The 15181-nt window shown below is 68.4% G+C and carries 17 protein-coding genes; 11 read left to right on the top strand and 6 right to left on the bottom strand.

Annotation, left to right across the window (positions count from 1 at the left end; genetic code table 11):
• Positions 1-11 precede the first annotated feature (11 nt).
• Entirely contained in the window at positions 12-218 is a 207-nt protein-coding gene (locus O7553_RS26750) for a hypothetical protein (protein WP_281552334.1), read from the bottom strand.
• 99 nt (positions 219-317) lie between these two features.
• Positions 318-689, bottom strand: coding sequence for a hypothetical protein (locus O7553_RS26745; protein ID WP_281552333.1), 372 nt, complete (start codon positions 687-689; stop codon positions 318-320).
• 696 nt (positions 690-1385) lie between these two features.
• On the opposite strand from O7553_RS26745, the gene O7553_RS26740 reads away from it, so the two are divergent.
• The 3 genes from O7553_RS26740 to O7553_RS26730 all read left to right on the top strand — a co-directional run bounded on the left by O7553_RS26740 (position 1386) and on the right by O7553_RS26730 (position 2766).
• Positions 1386-1583: a hypothetical protein gene (locus O7553_RS26740; RefSeq protein WP_281552332.1), complete on the top strand. Its 198-nt coding sequence runs from the start codon at positions 1386-1388 to the stop codon at positions 1581-1583.
• 120 nt (positions 1584-1703) lie between these two features.
• Positions 1704-2318, top strand: coding sequence for a GNAT family N-acetyltransferase (locus tag O7553_RS26735; protein WP_281552331.1), 615 nt, complete (start codon positions 1704-1706; stop codon positions 2316-2318).
• Positions 2284-2766, top strand: a complete 483-nt coding sequence (locus O7553_RS26730; RefSeq protein WP_281552330.1) for a methylated-DNA--[protein]-cysteine S-methyltransferase — start codon at positions 2284-2286, stop codon at positions 2764-2766. The genes O7553_RS26735 and O7553_RS26730 overlap by 35 nt, the downstream gene beginning before the upstream one ends.
• A 79-nt stretch (positions 2767-2845) precedes the next feature.
• Here O7553_RS26730 and O7553_RS26725 read toward each other — a convergent pair whose 3' ends face one another.
• Positions 2846-3925, bottom strand: coding sequence for an inositol-3-phosphate synthase (locus tag O7553_RS26725; RefSeq protein ID WP_281555769.1), 1080 nt, complete (start codon positions 3923-3925; stop codon positions 2846-2848).
• A 23-nt stretch (positions 3926-3948) separates the two neighbouring features.
• Positions 3949-4617 (bottom strand): PadR family transcriptional regulator, encoded by a 669-nt coding sequence (locus O7553_RS26720; RefSeq protein ID WP_281552329.1) that lies wholly within the window; start codon positions 4615-4617, stop codon positions 3949-3951.
• 173 nt (positions 4618-4790) lie between these two features.
• On the opposite strand from O7553_RS26720, the gene O7553_RS26715 reads away from it, so the two are divergent.
• The 3 genes from O7553_RS26715 to O7553_RS26705 all read left to right on the top strand — a co-directional run bounded on the left by O7553_RS26715 (position 4791) and on the right by O7553_RS26705 (position 10075).
• Positions 4791-5255 (top strand): DUF5318 family protein, encoded by a 465-nt coding sequence (locus O7553_RS26715; RefSeq protein ID WP_281552328.1) that lies wholly within the window; start codon positions 4791-4793, stop codon positions 5253-5255.
• Between the two features lie 194 nt (positions 5256-5449).
• Complete coding sequence (locus O7553_RS26710; RefSeq protein ID WP_281552327.1) at positions 5450-8302, top strand: transglycosylase domain-containing protein; 2853 nt, start codon at positions 5450-5452, stop codon at positions 8300-8302.
• Between the two features lie 144 nt (positions 8303-8446).
• Positions 8447-10075 (top strand): glycosyltransferase 87 family protein, encoded by a 1629-nt coding sequence (locus O7553_RS26705; RefSeq protein WP_281552326.1) that lies wholly within the window; start codon positions 8447-8449, stop codon positions 10073-10075.
• Here O7553_RS26705 and O7553_RS26700 read toward each other — a convergent pair.
• Complete coding sequence (locus O7553_RS26700) at positions 10010-12022, bottom strand: procyclic acidic repetitive family protein (RefSeq protein WP_281552325.1); 2013 nt, start codon at positions 12020-12022, stop codon at positions 10010-10012. The genes O7553_RS26705 and O7553_RS26700 overlap by 66 nt on opposite strands.
• Positions 12019-12810 (bottom strand): deoxyribonuclease IV, encoded by a 792-nt coding sequence (locus O7553_RS26695; RefSeq protein ID WP_281552324.1) that lies wholly within the window; start codon positions 12808-12810, stop codon positions 12019-12021. The genes O7553_RS26700 and O7553_RS26695 overlap by 4 nt, the downstream gene beginning before the upstream one ends.
• Positions 12811-12964: 154 nt before the next feature.
• On the opposite strand from O7553_RS26695, the gene O7553_RS26690 reads away from it, so the two are divergent.
• The 5 genes from O7553_RS26690 to rplI all read left to right on the top strand — a co-directional run bounded on the left by O7553_RS26690 (position 12965) and on the right by rplI (position 15118).
• The gene (locus tag O7553_RS26690) at positions 12965-13222 is read left to right on the top strand and encodes a hypothetical protein (protein ID WP_281552323.1); all 258 of its coding nucleotides are present in this window, start codon (positions 12965-12967) and stop codon (positions 13220-13222) included.
• A gap of 242 nt (positions 13223-13464) precedes the next feature.
• Complete coding sequence (rpsF, locus tag O7553_RS26685) at positions 13465-13755, top strand: 30S ribosomal protein S6 (RefSeq protein WP_123606670.1); 291 nt, start codon at positions 13465-13467, stop codon at positions 13753-13755.
• Positions 13756-13837: 82 nt separating this feature from the next.
• On the top strand, positions 13838-14371 hold the full coding sequence (locus O7553_RS26680; RefSeq protein ID WP_281552322.1) for a single-stranded DNA-binding protein: 534 nt from the start codon (positions 13838-13840) through the stop codon (positions 14369-14371).
• Between the two features lie 43 nt (positions 14372-14414).
• On the top strand, positions 14415-14654 hold the full coding sequence (gene rpsR, locus O7553_RS26675; protein ID WP_091551811.1) for a 30S ribosomal protein S18: 240 nt from the start codon (positions 14415-14417) through the stop codon (positions 14652-14654).
• A gap of 14 nt (positions 14655-14668) precedes the next feature.
• Positions 14669-15118, top strand: coding sequence for a 50S ribosomal protein L9 (rplI, locus tag O7553_RS26670; RefSeq protein ID WP_281552321.1), 450 nt, complete (start codon positions 14669-14671; stop codon positions 15116-15118).
• The last annotated feature ends 63 nt before the right edge of the window (positions 15119-15181 follow it).

Raw genomic sequence — 15181 nt, 5'->3', positions numbered from 1 at the left:
GACAAGTCCACTCAGCAGTTCGCCGTCCGGTACCGCCGCGCCGGCCGGGTCCCGTAGTAGCGCTCGCAGTGGATGTCCTGAACCCACGGGTCGGAAGCGAGCGACATCAGCTGTGACCGCAGCTCGTGGTCGCTGTCCACGATGATGCTCTCGACGTAGTCCTCGCGGAGGAGCCGTCGTGGGCCCCAGGTGACCTGGAGCCGCCACCGTCGGCCCAATTTAAGGTCAAGCGTCCTGGTCTGGGACATTAGTGTTCCTTTCTCGTAAGATTGGTGATGCCGTCGTCAGATGGCGGGCGTCGAGGGCGGCCAGCCTGGTCAGCCGGGGCGCCGGCCGGATCGAGTGCGGGGATGCGGCGTCGGTGTCAGGAGACGCAGCCCGACGAAGAAGACGCAGACACCGGCCAGAGCCGTCGCTGCCAGGGTCAGCCACCAGTACGGCACGGACGCCGCACGGCAGACCGCAGCCACCACGACCGTGGTGAGCAGAGTCGACGCGCAGACAATCGCCAGGTTGATCGTTTGGTGGAGTTGTCCCTTGACCTCGACGGCGCCGCGCAGGGTCAGCAAGCGGTTGCGGACGCTGACCGTCATCTTGTCGGGCTGTATCGGGACCTGTTCAGCCTTGGCGCTGGGCTCCTCGTGTGCGAGGTCGATCTCCCGGGTGTCCCGCTGGGCTCCGTCTGCCATCCGTACTTCTCGCATCCTCGTAGCAGAGTGAACTGAACGTGATCGGTCTTCGTGTAGCAGTCTATGCAACTGAGAGTGCCTCATAGTGTGTGAGACACGCTGACGATACACGCATGAAGCACGTATCTGGCTGCCATAACTCGTCGGATCTAGGGGTGACTGATGTGTCACTCAATGTGATTGGACTCTGGGTTGGCCGTCGAATCGATCCCTGATGACCGGTCGCGGAGCGCATTCATCCGCTTCGGGTGAAGCCGAGGGCACACCTGTCGTGGTCGAGGGCTGTGGGATGTGAAACTTGAGATTGATTCGCAACTCAGGAAGCGCTAGCTTGACCGGACCAAGATCTAGCAGGTTGGTGGATGTCAGATCGTATGTCTGAGGTACATCACTCATACGCAAGAGGGGCACATATTCGATGCAGATGTGGCATCATCTACAACGTACGCCCGTTCGGTTACCCTGAGTGGCGGCGTGCGTGGGGCCAATGGTCCTGATTGTCGGGACGACGTCCGTGACCAGCTCGTCACGCAAAGGAGACAGGCAGTCATGAGTCCACTACCAAATGCTCCTGACGGAGTGCGATCGGCCGCATCGGGTCGGCCCTCGAACGGTTCGACCGAACACACCGGTACCGGGGGCCGCCGCGAGGAGTCCTCCACAGCCGGGACTGCGGCTGTCGGAGCGCTGACCCGCGTGACGGCGAACTTCACTCCGAGGGCGATCTCGGCCTTGGAGAAGATCGCCGGTGAGACCGGCGATTCCAAGACCGACATCCTCAACCGGTCCGTGCTGCTCTACGACGCGATCCTCGATGCGGTCGAACGTGAGGGCGGTGCCCTGCACGTTACCTACCCGGACGGCACCCGCGAGCGGTTACGGTTCATCGGCTGACGAGATCCAGCCGAGCCCAGGTCTGCCAGGCCGGTCGCGCTGCGTCCCAGGTGACGCCGGCGGGGATCGGTCGGGCCTCGAGCTGTCGTCCAGCTGCCGGTCCGATGGGACAATCGGCGGGTGCAGGTGCTCGTCCGCTCGGTGCCGACCCCCGCCGACCTGGCCGCGATTCGGCAGCTCGACACATCGTTCGTCGCCACCTCGATGTACCACGTCGTGGCCGGTACCGACGGTTTCACGCTGCGGGAGGTGCCGGTGTCGCCGCCGGTGCGCAAACGGTACGACCTGACCGAAGGAGTCACCGAGGGCGGTCGGCCGTGGGACCTGTACGCGCTCGCGATCGACGGCGACCAGCCGGTCGGCTTCATGGCGACCACCTACCAGCGGTGGAACGGGCGGCAGGTGGTCAATGAGCTGCACGTGGCCCCGGCGTACCGTCGGCGCGGGGTGGCCCGGGAGCTGATCGGCATCGCCCGGGTCACCGCCCGGGAGAACGCCGCCCGGGAGATCTGGTTGGAGACCCAGAACGTCAACGTCGCGGCGGTACGCGCGTACCGCCGGCTCGGCTTCACCCTGAGCGGTATCGACACCACCCGCTACCCGCCGCCGTACGCCGACGAGGTGGCCCTGTTCATGTCGGCCGCGGTGCCGCCCGCACCCGGTGACCCGGCCAGTCAGCCGACCGGCGGACAATCGGCGGATGCGATGGGCGGTGCTGGACTCACCGATCGGTGAGCTGTCGGTGGCGGTTGACGACGTCGGCGTGTGCCGGGTGCTGTTCGGGCGTACCGACGAGGTGGTCGACACCGCGCCGACGGACCCGGTGCTGTGCGCGGCGCTCGACCAACTGCGCGGCTACTTCGCCGGTGCGTCCACCGGTTTCACGGTGCCGCTGTCGGTGCGGCGGGGCACGGAGTTCGAGCGGGCCGTGTGGCGGCGGATGACCGACATCCCGTACGGACAGACCGAAACCTACGGTGCGGTCGCTGCGGCGGTGGGCGACCCGCAGGCGGCGCGGGCGGTCGGAGTGGCCTGCAACCGCAACCCGATCCCGGTGATCGTGCCCTGCCACCGGATCGTCGGGGCCGGCGGCAAGCTGGTCGGCTTCGGCGGCGGGCTGCCCCGCAAACGGCACCTGCTGGAGCTGGAGGCGGCGGTGGCGCTGCGGCAGGCATGGACCTGAACGCGGCGCGGGCGGCCCCGCTACAGCAGCGGGACCGCCCGGCGACGCGAGGTGCCGATCGGCCGGCGAACGGCCGGGATCAGCGCTCGATCTTGTTGACGATGAAGTCCTCGACCGCCTGGCGGGCGTCGTGGTCGGCGTACTGCTCCGGCGGCGACTTCATGAAGTAGGACGAGGCCGACAGGACCGGGCCGCCGACGCCCCGGTCGAGGGCGATCTTCGCCGCGCGCAGCGCGTCGATGATCACGCCGGCGGAGTTGGGTGAGTCCCAGACCTCAAGCTTGAGTTCGGCGTTCAGCGGGGTGTCACCGAACGAGCGGCCCTCCAGCCGGATGTACGCCCACTTGCGGTCGTCGAGCCACGGCACGTGGTCGGACGGGCCGATGTGCACGTCGCTCTTGGCCATTTCGTGCGGCACCTGGGAGGTCACCGACTGGGTCTTCGAGATCTTCTTGGAGACCAGCCGGGTGCGCTCCAGCATGTTCATGAAGTCCATGTTGCCGCCGAAGTTCAGCTGGTACGTGCGCAGCAGCTCGACGCCCCGGTCCTCGAACAGCTTGGCCAGGGCCCGGTGCACGATGGTTGCGCCGACCTGGCTCTTGATGTCGTCGCCGACGATCGGCAGCCCGGCGTCGGTGAACTTCTGCGCCCAGACCGGGTCCGAGGCGATGAACACCGGCAGGGCGTTGACGAAGGCGCAACCGGCGTCGATGGCGGCCTGCGCGTAGTGCCGGGCGGCCTGCTCGGAGCCGACCGGCAGGTAGCAGACGACCACCTCGGCGCGCGCGTCGCGCAGCGCCTGGGCGATGTCGACCGGCTGCTGGTCGGATTCCTGGATGACCTCCTGGTAGTACTCGCCTACCCCGTCGAGGGTGGGGCCACGCTGCACCAGCACCCCGGTGGGCGGTACGTCGCAGAAGGTGATGGTGTTGTTCTCGCTGGCGTTGATCGCCTCGGCGAGGTCCATGCCGACCTTCTTGGCGTCCACGTCGAACGCCGCGACGAACTCCACGTCCGATACGTGGTAGTCGCCGAAGGTGACGTGCATGAGACCCGGAACGCGGTCGTTGGGGTCGGCGTTGCGGTAGTACTCCACGCCCTGGACCAGGGACGAGGCGCAGTTTCCGACACCGACGATGGCGACGCGGACGGAGCCCATCGCGTTTGCCTCCTTCTTGTTCTTCACGGCCGCTCCGGCTCGTCTCCGGGCTGTCCCGGCGGAGCCTCCCTGGTCTGTCCAGGCGGGGGCGGATCGTTCTCTGCGGGTTCGAACTTCATGGGATCGGGGTGGCCGGTGCGTGGGGCCCGGCCGGACCGCTCGCTGGCGATCAGCTCCTCCAGCCACCGGACCTCGCGTTCGCAGGCGTCGAGTCCGTGCCGCTGGAGTTCGAGGGTGTACGCGTCGAGCCGTTCCGCGGCTCGACCGAGCACCTCGCGGAGCCCTTCCCGGCGCTCCTCGATCTTGCGCCGCCGCCCCTCCAGGATTCGCAGCCGGGTGGCCCGGTCGGTCCGGGAGAAGAAGGCGAAGTGCACGCCGAACCCGGTGTCCTCGTAGGTCTCCGGACCGGTCTGGGCGATCAGGTCGGCGAACCGTTCCTTGCCTTCGGCGGTGATGGTGTAGACGACCCGGCCGCGGCGGCTGGTCAGTGCCGGGATCTCCGCGTCGGTGGTCGTGGGGTCGTCGGCTTCGGCGATCAGGCCGTTGGCCTGCAGCCTGCGCAGGGTGGGATACAGCGAGCCGTAGCTGATCGCGGCACGGATCGCCCCGAGCTTGGCGGCGAGTTCCTTACGGAGCTCGTAACCGTGCATAGGGGACTCCTGAAGCAGGCCGAGGATGGCGAGTTCGAGCACGCTGCCCCTCCTACCTCGTGGTCTGCCCGGCTTCGTCGATCCGATGTATCGAGCCGATACATCGACACGGTAGACGGAAACCAGACACCGGGCAAATGGTTCCTTGCGTACGGTCGGCTACTGATCGTGACCGTAGTCGCCAAGGTCAGCGGGGACCGCGTACGCTCGTGGCCATGCGTTCGCAGCGTCAGGTCGTCGACTACTCGCTTCAGCGGCGAGCAGTGCTGCGCGAGGTGTTCGCCGGCCGGGTGAGCAGCCATGAGGTTTGCGATGCCTCGCCATACCTGAAGAGTGCTGCCCGGTACCACGGCGAGTCGACCGACGAGAGCTGCCCGATCTGTCACCGCGAGAACCTGACCCACGTGCACTACATCTATGGCGATGAGCTGAAGCAGTCCGCCGGACAGGCCCGAAACCGGGCCGAGTTGTCGCTGCTGGCGATGACGCTGCGTGAGTTCCAGGTGTACGTCGTCGAGGTGTGTCGCGTCTGTAACTGGAACCACCTGGTGGAGCAGTATCTTCTCGGCCGGGACGGTCTAGGTGCCGCCGGCGGTGACGGCGAGGCTGACGGCGCGATCGCCGTGTCCGGCGGCGGCCGTCCATCGATGACCAAACGAAGGCGAGAGGCCCAACGGTGAACCTGATTGCCCGGTCGCTGCGTAGGCACCAGAGAGTAGGCAGGGCAAGGTTACTGGTTGACCGGACAAGTCACGATATTTCTGATGAAGTGGCTTTCGGCTGCTGGTGTCGCTCCGGCACCGGTAGTGGGCCAACTCACGGCAGACCGGTGGTGGCGCTGGAGCGCACCACCGCAACCGGCAGGGTGTGACACATGAACTCGTACGGCGACCCCAACTCCGCCCACGGGCGTGCCTACAGTCCAGGCAGCGGTGGCGGATACGGATCCGAGCCGGATGACTACCACTGGGCCGGGACGGACGACGCCGGGCCGGCCCGCGGCCCCTCCGCGCGGGGCGACTCCGACGCGGGTCGGTACGGCGGAGATGCTTCCCGTGGACCGGCCAACCCCGGCGCCGGTCGGGCCTCGGTCGGTGGCCGGGCTCCGGTCAGCGGCGCCTCCGCCGGACGGGCCTCCGCCGGACGAGCGTCGGTCGGCGGCGGTCCAGCCGGTCGGGCCTCGGTCGGTGGCCGGGCTCCGGTCAGCGGTGGCGCCCCGGTCGGTGGCAGCGCCTCGGTCGGCGGTGCCGCCGGCCGTTCCGGAGTCGGCCGGGCGACCGTCGGGCGGGCCAGCGTACGACCGGTCTCGCCGGCCGGTGAGTTCGGCGGAGGTCCCGGCGGTCCCGGCGGACCCGGCGGACCCGACGGCCCGTCCGGTCCGGGACGCCGTGGCCGGGGCGGTCGCGGCAGCGACCCTGCCGCAGCGAAACGGGCCAAGCAGCGTCGGCGGATCAACCTGCTGATCGCGTCGTTCGCGGTCCTGATCATGCTCACCGGTGGTGCCGTCGTCGGCGGCACCTACTACTCCACGACAGTGGCCCTGCCCGAGGAGCTGCCGCTTCCGCTGGCCAGCACGATGTACGCCAGCGACGGCACCACCCGGATCGCCAAGCTGGGCGAGTTCAACCGGGTGTTCGTCACCGTCGACCAGATCCCCGAGCACGTGCAGCGGGCGGTGGCCTCCGCCGAGGACCGCAAGTTCTACGAGCACTCCGGCGTCGACTACGTCGGTATCGCCCGAGCGGCCTGGAACAACTTCACCGGCGGCACCCGGCAAGGTGCCTCGACGATCACCCAGCAGTACGCCCGGAACGCGATGGACCTGCAGGAGGTCTCCTACGCCCGAAAGGTCCGCGAGGCGGTGCTGGCCTCGAAGCTCACCGACCGGTACGACAAGTCCGAGATCATGGGCTTCTACCTGAACACGATCTACTTCGGCCGCGGCGCGTACGGCATCGAGGCCGCCGCACAGCAGTACTTCGGCAAGTCGGTCGCCGACCTGTCGGTCGCCGAGGGGGCGGTGATCGCGGCGGTCATCAAGCAGCCGGAGCCGGACGCAACCACCGGGCACCAGGGCTACGACCCGGCAGTCAACGAGGCCGACGCCAAGGTCCGCTGGGAGTACGTGATCGGTGGCATGGTCGAGATGGGTTGGCTGCCCGAGGCCGAGCGACCGACCGAGTACCCGGAGATCCGGCAGGTCGACCCGAACAGCTGCATCATCGACTGCGGGATCAACACCCCCGAGGGCAACGTCATCAACTACGTCCGCGACGAGATGGTGCAGATGGGCATCTGCACGCCGGACACCTGCTCGCAGGAGCTGCGGCAGGGCGGCTACCGCGTCGTCACGACGATCGACGCGAAGATGCAGGACGCTGCGGAGAAGGCGATCTGGCGTAAGGCCAAGGGGTCGGCTATGGAGGGCCAGCCGGAGAACCTGATGGCGGCGATGGTCGCGATCGATCCGGAGACCGGCCGGGTGCTCGCCTACTTCGGCGGCGACAACGGCACCGGGCATGACTACGCCGGCCGCAACTACGAGAACGGCCAGTGGACCGGCGGCCACTCACCCGGCTCGACGTTCAAGATCTACACATTGGCCGCCGCCCTGGACAACGACATCTCGGTCGACTCGCACTGGACGGCCAAGCCGTTCAAGGTCGAGGGCACCGAGATCCAGGTGCAGAACGCCGGCCGGAACGCCAGCTGTGGCGAGTGGTGCTCGCTGGAGTTTTCCACCGTCCAGTCCTACAACGTGCCCTTCTACCACGTCACCGAGCAGATCGGTGCCGACAAGGTGGTCGGGATGGCCAAGGCGGCCGGCGTCGGCACCATGTGGAACACCGCCGACAACAAGCCGTACGACCTGACCACGGCCGACCCGAAGGAGGTCGCCCCGTCGCCGTTCTTCAACGTGGTCGGGTACGGGCAGTACCCGGTGACCGTGCTCGACCACGCCAACGGGGTGGCGACGCTGGCCAACCGTGGGGTCTACAACAAGGCCCACTTTGTGATCTCGGTGGAGAAGAAGAACCTGGTCAGCGGTGAATGGGTGACGGCCGGTGGCGAGCAGCTCAAGCCGGAGCAGCGGATCCGGCAGGAGGTGGTGGCGGACCTGACCGACGTGCTGACCCAGATCCCGAACAACATCAACAGGGACCTCAACGGCGGGCGTCCGGTCGCCGGCAAGACCGGCACCTGGGAGCTCAACGAGTCCAGCGGCGAGAACGGCGACGCCTGGATGGTCGGGTACACGCCGCAGATCGCGACAGCAGTGTGGGTCGGCAACGTCGGGGACCGCGAGGCGATCCGCGACAAGAACAACAACAAGATCGGTGGTAGTGGACTGCCCGCCATCATCTGGCAGCGCTTCATGAACGAGGCGCACAAGGGGATGGACGTCGAACAGTTCCCGGCTGCCCGGGAGATCGGCAGCGTCGACGCCGGCAACGGCAAGTCCCCGGCACCGCCGCCGCCGGACCCGGAAGAGCCGGGACAGGGCGGGATCTGTGACGGCCCGCTGGGCGACCTGTTCTGCCCAGGCCGCGGAAACAACAACGGCGACCAGGACGATGACGAAGGTGACCCCACCCGTACTCCCGGTAACGGTGCCGACCCCAACGACGGTGACGACCAGGGTGGCGACGGTGGCATCGGGTTCGACTTCGGCGGTGGTGCCGGCGGCACCACGGTGCCGCCGACGCTGCCACCGCCGACACGCTGATCGACGGACGTAGATAGGCAACTACCGCGCCGGCCGGTGACCAGGTCAACTGACCTGGTCACCGGCCGGCGCGGTAGTTAGCTGAACTCGACATGCCGGTCCTGGGCAGACGAAAGCAGGTCGAGTACGGCAGGATGCCTGTTCATGAGCGTGCACTCGCCGAACGGTATCGATGGAGTTGAGCGGGCCGAGCAACCCGGACCGGCCACCGCAGCCGAGGGCGAGACGGTCGAGCGGCCGCCAGTCGACCACCCGTCGCGCGCTGACCGGTTCGTCCGCGGCCTCTCTGAAGCGATCGGTGGTCCGCTGGGCCGGCACGCCGCCGGGCAGGACCGTGCCGCCGGTCGGCCCGGCCGGTTCTGGACCGCCGCCCGGATCGTGCTCGCACTGATCTGCCTCAGTCTCGCCGCGCACTGGGTGCAGAAGTCGCCCTGCATGGACGGTGCCTGGCAGGACAACGTCCAGTACACCCGGTTCTGCTACACCGACGTGCTCGCCCTCTACTACGCCGAAGGGCTCAACGAAGGCAAGATCCCCTACTTCGACCACCCCGTCGAGTACCCGGTGGTGACCGGCTACTTCATGGGCGTACTCGGGCTGCCGGTGCACGCGCTCGGCGCGGACCGGCCCGAGCTCAACCAGGCGATGTGGTTTTACAACGCCAACGCCCTGGTGCTCTGCGCGCTGGGGGTGGCCGCCGTGGCGGCGATCCTCGCCCTGCGCCGCCGCCGGCCGTGGGACGCCGCGATGTTCGCCCTCGCCCCTGCGCTGGTGCTGACCGCCACCGTCAACTGGGACATGCTGCCGATCGGGTTCGCGATGTTCGGCCTGTTCGCCTGGGTGCGGCAACGCCCACTGCTCGCTGGCGTACTGCTCGGCATCGGCGGCGCCGCCAAGATGTGGCCGCTGTTCCTGCTCGGACCGATCCTCGTCCTCGGCCTGCGGTCGGCCCGGATCCGGGCCACCGCCACCGCGATCGTCGCGGCGGTCGGCACCCTGGTCGCGGTCAACCTGCCGGTCTACCTCTTCGCCCACGACGGGTGGCGGCGGTTCTTCGAACTCAACTCCGAACGGCCGATCGACTGGGGAACGCTCTGGTACATCGGACGTTACCTGGACGGCAAGTGGGCCGGTGGCACGCCCGGCGACCAGGGCCCGTTCCAGTGGCTCAGCGACCACATTCCGACGTTGAACACCCTGTCGTACGTCCTGTTCGGTCTGGCCTGCCTCGGCATCGGCGCGTTGGGAGTGTTCGCGCCGCGCCGGCCCCGGCTGGCCGCGTTGGCCTTCCTGGTGGTCGCGGCGTTCCTCATCTTCAGCAAGGTCTGGTCACAGCAGTTCACCTTGTGGCTGTTGCCGCTGATCGTGCTGGCCCGGCCGCGCTGGGGTGCCTTCCTCGCCTGGCAGGCCGCCGAGGTCGGCTACTTCCTCGCCTTCTACGGGCAGTTGCTCGGCACCGCGACCGGCAGCCAGGTCATTCCGGAAGGGGTCTTCGTGCTGGCCGCCACGCTGCGGCTCGGCACGGTGGTGGCGCTGTGCGTGTTCGTGATCCGCGACATCCTCCAGCCGGAGCAGGACGTCGTGCGCCGCAACTACTCCGACGACCCGGACGGTGGCGTCTTCGACGGCGCGCCGGACGCCGGCTGGGTGCCCAGGGTCCGCCGCTGGTTCAACGACGAACGCGAACCCCGGTCGGCAGCCGGAGAATCACAGCCGGTAGACGACGGTGTCGCCGATGTCGACCCGGTCGATGCCGAGCCCGTCAACCGGTAGGTCGACGGTGGTCTGCCACGGCGTGCCAAGCACCTGGTCACGCCGGAGCACCACGGTGCGTACGCCCAGCTCCCGCAGGTACCCGATGCTGGACCGGTCGGGGAACGTCCGGGTGACCTCCCGTACCTCGGCCAACTGGTCCGGAGTGAAGCCGCTGCCGCCGTTCACCACCGGCTGGAACCGGGTCGTCGACCAGAGCATCACGTGCTGGTCGAGATTCTGGCTGCTGGGCAGCACCAGGATCGGACCGTCGTCGACCCGCATGATCTGCGGCTGCTCGGGCACCTCCGGGTGCGGGGTGACGTTCAGCCCCTCTACCAGGACCAGCAGCAGGGGCAGCAGGGTAGCCAGCCGCAGCAGCGCGCCGGGCCGTTCGGTAACCCGTTGCCGGGCGATGTCGTCGACTCGGCCGACGAACGCCGCCACCGCGCCGGCAGCGAGGATCGCCAGCAGCAGCGTGGTCCACAACATCATCCGGCCCGGTGTGCGAATCCCGTCCCAGCCGGGTACGTACTCGAAGAGCAGACCGTAGCTGTAGGTGCCGTCGAAGAAGCTGCTGCCCATCGCCAGGATCCCGGTGAGCAGCACCCCGGCGAGCAGCAACAACCGTTGCCGCCACGTCCAGATGGACAGCACCAGCCCGGCGAGCGCCAGCGCGTACAGCACGAAGCCGGGCAGCAGGGTCATCTCCGGATGCCAGGGCAGTGCCGCGCGGGCGTCGGCGTGCCGGTCGCCCCAGATCAGCGACTCCGCCGGCGCGGTGAAGAACCCGGACACCGGCGGCGAGTACGCGGCCAGGTCGTCCATGGTCCGGGCGGCGTTCGGGTGCAGCTCGGCGACCCGGAAGTACGGGATCGCCAGCAGCACCCCGACGGCGGTGAACAGCGCGCCGCCGGCCAGGTCGGTGAGCAGCAGTACGGCTCCGAACGGCTTCCGCTGCGGCCAGAACCAGGTACGCCGGACCAGGTACATGGCCAGTGAGACCAGGCAGATGACCGCCAGGATGTAGATGAACGGCAGTCCGATACCGAATCCGAGGCTCACCTGCCAGGCCGCGGTGAGCCAGCCGGCCAGCGCCCAGCTGACGCTGCGCCGCTGCGGTCGGTAGCCGTACCGCAGTGACCAGCCGTGCCCCCGGGCCAGCATGGCCAGCGCCAACGGGATGCCACCGTTGGAGACGATGTGCAGGTGCCCGGCCTGGGACAGCAGCCACGGCGCGTACGCGTAGCCGGCCGCACCGACGGCTGCCGCGGTCCGCCCGGTGCCGAGCTGGCGGATCAGCGCGTACGCGCCGAGCGCCGCCAGCGCGTGGGCCAGCACGAAGATGATGTTGTAGCGCAGGACCGCCGCTACCGGCCCTTCTCCGATCATGCCGGCGGGCGCGTAGCCGAGCAGGGTGTCGGAGAAGGCGAAGCTCCACGACTGCGGGTAGAAGGTGTTCGACTGCCACAGCTGGGTGGGGTCGGTCAGCAGGATGTGCCCGGACCAGGCCATCTGCCAGGCCTGCAAGGTCGGATCCCAGGTGTCCTGCGGGATCGTGTAGAGCGGGTAGCGCAGCGTGGGCCAGGTCATCGCCACCGCGACGACGAGCGCCGCGACGGTGGCCAGGCTCCATTCGTGGATCAGTACCCGGACGACGGCCCGCCGGGCCCGCACCAGCCGACCCGGCGGGCGTTGCGGCGCGGGACCGAACGCAGTGAACGGATCGGCAGGCGGCTCAGGCTTGGTTTCCGGCGGGTCGTCGGTCGGCTCAGGCTTGGTTTCCGGCGGGTCGTCGGTCGGCTCAGGCTTGGTTTCCGGCGGGTCGTCGGTCGGCTCGGCCTCCGGCCGGCCCGCTGTCGTTTCGTCGAGCTGTTGTTCGGTGCCGTTGGTCGATGCCGGGTCGGGGCGGACCGGGTCGGCCGTGCTGGCCTGGTCGCCGTCGGCGGCTGCTCGCTTGCCGGTCATCGGGTCGTGTCCTGCTGCCCCAGCCGATCACGCAGGAAGGCGATGTCCGCCGCCTGGCCGTCGGTGCCACCCGGAGTCTCGACGATGACCGGCGCGTCGGCGGATCGGATCACCGCGACGATCAGTTCCGGGTCGATCATGCCGGCCTGGAGGTTCTCATGGCGGTCCCGGCTGCTGTCGAAGGCGTCCTTGGACCCGTTGGCGTGGATCAGGTCGATCCGGCCGGTGATCGCCTTGATCCGGTCGACGATGCCGAGCAGATCCTCACCTGCGGCGTGGGCGTGGCAGGTGTCCAGGCAGAAACCCGGACCGAACTCGCCGATCGTGTCCCACAGTCGGGCCAGCGCGTCGAACCGTCGGGCGCAGGCGTTCTCGCCGCCTGCGGTGTTCTCGATCAGTACCGGAACCGGAAAGCCGCCCTGGTCCCGCGCATAGGCGAACGTCTTGCGCCAGTTGTCGAAACCCACCGCCGCGTCGTCGCCCCGGCTGACGTGGCCGCCGTGCACGATCAGACCCTTCGCCCCCACCTGGCGGGCACCGGTGGCATGGCTCAGCAGGAGCTTGCGACTCGGAATCCGGATCCGGTTGTTCGAGGTGGCGACGTTGATCACGTACGGAGCATGCACGTACCGGTCCACGTCCGAGCTGGCCAGCTGATCCGCGTCGGTGCGCGGCTGCGGGGCCTTCCAGCCCTGCGGGTCGGAGAGGAAGAACTGGACCGCGTCTGCCCGGCGGTCGGCGGCTGCGGTGAGCGGGTCGCTGGGGTCGACGTGGGCTCCGATACGCATGGGCCGAGCCTACGTGGCAAGCCTGACGATCCGGGCACCGGCGGCTCGCGCCGACCACCGGTTCGTACCGGTGGACAGGGGCCGGCCCGTCCGGCGAGCCGGTCGCGTCACCGCCGCCACCCGCGGTCGTTGCTCCGGGTAGAGAACCGGCCCGGTGTCTCCGCCGGTCGGCGCCGGCACCGACGTCTTCGTGCTGGGACCGGCACCGACGTTCGTGCTGGGAGAGTACGTGCCGATAGAACTGTCGCTCGCGCACGGTGTGGCGGCCTCCTGGCTCGCCGGTCTGACCGGACAAGATCATCCAATCGGACTATTGGCGCTCCTTGCGCTAATTGCCGTGATAGGCGTGTCTGTAGCGGCAATAAGGGTTATAGTTGTGCAACACGGGCAGAGGTTCAAGCACCTGCCCTGACCAGCGCACAACTGCACAGGCTCCGCGGGGCGCCTCACGTCCAACCTCGTCGGTGTGGTCGTTCCTCCCCAGGTCCCACCCAAAGAATGCGGACAGGGGGCGCCCCGCGGCTCGTACGCTCAGCCGGCTATTCTTGTCCGGTTACGTCGACGTCAGTTGCCTGACTGGTCGTCGGCGTCACGACGCTGGACCTCCTGCCACGGAAGGACCGTGGCCGTCAGCCCACAGGAGGTGAGTACGTCTTGCGTCATTACGAGATCATGGTCATCCTCGATTCCAGCCTTGAAGAGCGTACGGTCGCGCCCTCGCTCGACACGTACCTCAACGTGATCCGCACCGCCGGAGGCTCGGTCGAGAAGCTCGACGTCTGGGGCCGCCGTCGCCTCTCCTTTGAGATCAACAAGAAGGCGGAAGGCATCTACGCGGTCATCGATCTGCAGGCCACCCCGGATGCTGTCGCCGAGCTCGACCGCCAGTTGCGACTCAACGAGTCGGTGCTGCGCACCAAGGTCATTCGGCCGGAGACGCGCTGACCGCGTCCCACCGGTCCGCCCGACAGCCTTCGTCGGTCCTGTCACACGGCTCTGGCAGCCTGGTGACGAGGACGTCGACCGAGTGCGCGAGGAGATGGTCATGGCAGGAGATACCACCATTACGGTCATCGGCAACCTGACCGATGACCCTGAGTTGCGCTTTACTCCGTCGGGAGCAGCGGTCGCCAAGTTCCGGGTGGCCTCGACCCCCCGGTACATGGATCGCGCCTCCGGCGAGTGGAAGGACGGCGAGCCGCTCTTCCTTTCCTGCACGGTGTGGCGCCAGGCGGCGGAGCACGTCGCCGAGTCGCTCCAGCGGGGTGCCCGGGTGATCGTCTCGGGTCGGCTGCGGCAGCGGTCGTACGAGACCCGTGAGGGCGAGAAGCGGACCGTCATCGAGTTGGAAGTCGACGAGATCGGCCCGTCGCTGCGGTACGCCACCGCGAAGGTGCAGAAGATGTCCCGCTCCGGCGGTGGCGGCTTCGGCGGCTCTGGCGGCTCTGGCGGCGGTGGCAACCAGGGCGGCGGCTTCGACGACCCATGGGCCACGGCCGCGCCGGCCGCCTCGTCCGCCCGTTCGGGCGGCGGGAACTTCGACGAGGAACCTCCATTCTGATATGGCTTCCAACGCCCGCGATCGCAAACCAGGAGCACGAGCAATGGCCAAGGCTGCGGCACTTCGCAAGCCGAAGAAGAAGGTGAACCCGCTCGACAAGGACGGGATCACCTACATCGACTACAAGGACACCGCGCTGCTGCGCAAGTTCATCTCCGACCGGGGCAAGATCCGTGCCCGGCGGGTGACCGGAGTGACCTCCCAGCAGCAGCGGCAGATCGCCCGTGCGGTCAAGAACGCCCGCGAGATGGCGCTCCTGCCGTACACCACGACGGCCCGCTGAGCGGAGGCACCGATATGAAGATCATCCTCACGCAGGAGGTGTCTGGGCTCGGCTCCCCCGGGGACATCGTCGAGGTGAAGAACGGCTACGGCCGTAACTACCTGCTCCCCCAAGGGTTCGCGATCTCCTGGACCAAGGGTGCCGAGAAGCAGGTCACCTCGATCAAGCGGGCCCGTTCCGCCCGGGAGATCCGCGACCTCGGGCACGCCAACGAGGTCAGAGGTCAACTGGAGAGCCTGAAGGTCACCCTGACCGCCCGGGCCGGCGAAGGCGGTCGACTGTTCGGCTCGGTCACCCCGGCCGAGGTCGTCGACGCCGTCCGTACCGCTGGTGGTCCGGTCCTGGACCGGCGGCGGCTGGAACTGCCCGGCCACATCAAGTCGGTCGGCACCTACCCGGTGAAAGTCAAGCTGCACCCGGACGTCACCGCCAAGTTCGACCTCAGCGTGCTGCAGGCCCGGTAGCTCCGGCAGGCACAGCGCGCGAGACATCCGGCTCAGGGGTCACACCAGACGGTGTGGCCCCTG

Source organism: Solwaraspora sp. WMMA2059 (genome assembly GCF_027497315.1).
GTDB lineage: Bacteria > Actinomycetota > Actinomycetes > Mycobacteriales > Micromonosporaceae > Micromonospora_E.
The sequence above is the reverse complement of the archived record's forward strand: the minus strand, read 5'-3'. Positions and strand labels throughout refer to the sequence as shown.

What these genes read in the sequence shown, in the direction of transcription:
- O7553_RS26745 (WP_281552333.1), bottom strand. Translation starts at nt 689, where the DNA reads ATGGCAGACGGAGCCCAGCGGGACACCCGGGAGATCGACCTCGCACAC.
- O7553_RS26730 (WP_281552330.1), top strand. Translation starts at nt 2,284, where the DNA reads ATGCGATGGGCGGTGCTGGACTCACCGATCGGTGAGCTGTCGGTGGCG.
- O7553_RS26725 (WP_281555769.1), bottom strand. Translation starts at nt 3,925, where the DNA reads ATGGGCTCCGTCCGCGTCGCCATCGTCGGTGTCGGAAACTGCGCCTCG.
- O7553_RS26715 (WP_281552328.1), top strand. Translation starts at nt 4,791, where the DNA reads ATGCGTTCGCAGCGTCAGGTCGTCGACTACTCGCTTCAGCGGCGAGCA.
- O7553_RS26710 (WP_281552327.1), top strand. Translation starts at nt 5,450, where the DNA reads ATGAACTCGTACGGCGACCCCAACTCCGCCCACGGGCGTGCCTACAGT.
- O7553_RS26705 (WP_281552326.1), top strand. Translation starts at nt 8,447, where the DNA reads ATGAGCGTGCACTCGCCGAACGGTATCGATGGAGTTGAGCGGGCCGAG.
- O7553_RS26700 (WP_281552325.1), bottom strand. Translation starts at nt 12,022, where the DNA reads ATGACCGGCAAGCGAGCAGCCGCCGACGGCGACCAGGCCAGCACGGCC.
- O7553_RS26695 (WP_281552324.1), bottom strand. Translation starts at nt 12,810, where the DNA reads ATGCGTATCGGAGCCCACGTCGACCCCAGCGACCCGCTCACCGCAGCC.
- rpsR (WP_091551811.1), top strand. Translation starts at nt 14,415, where the DNA reads ATGGCCAAGGCTGCGGCACTTCGCAAGCCGAAGAAGAAGGTGAACCCG.
- rplI (WP_281552321.1), top strand. Translation starts at nt 14,669, where the DNA reads ATGAAGATCATCCTCACGCAGGAGGTGTCTGGGCTCGGCTCCCCCGGG.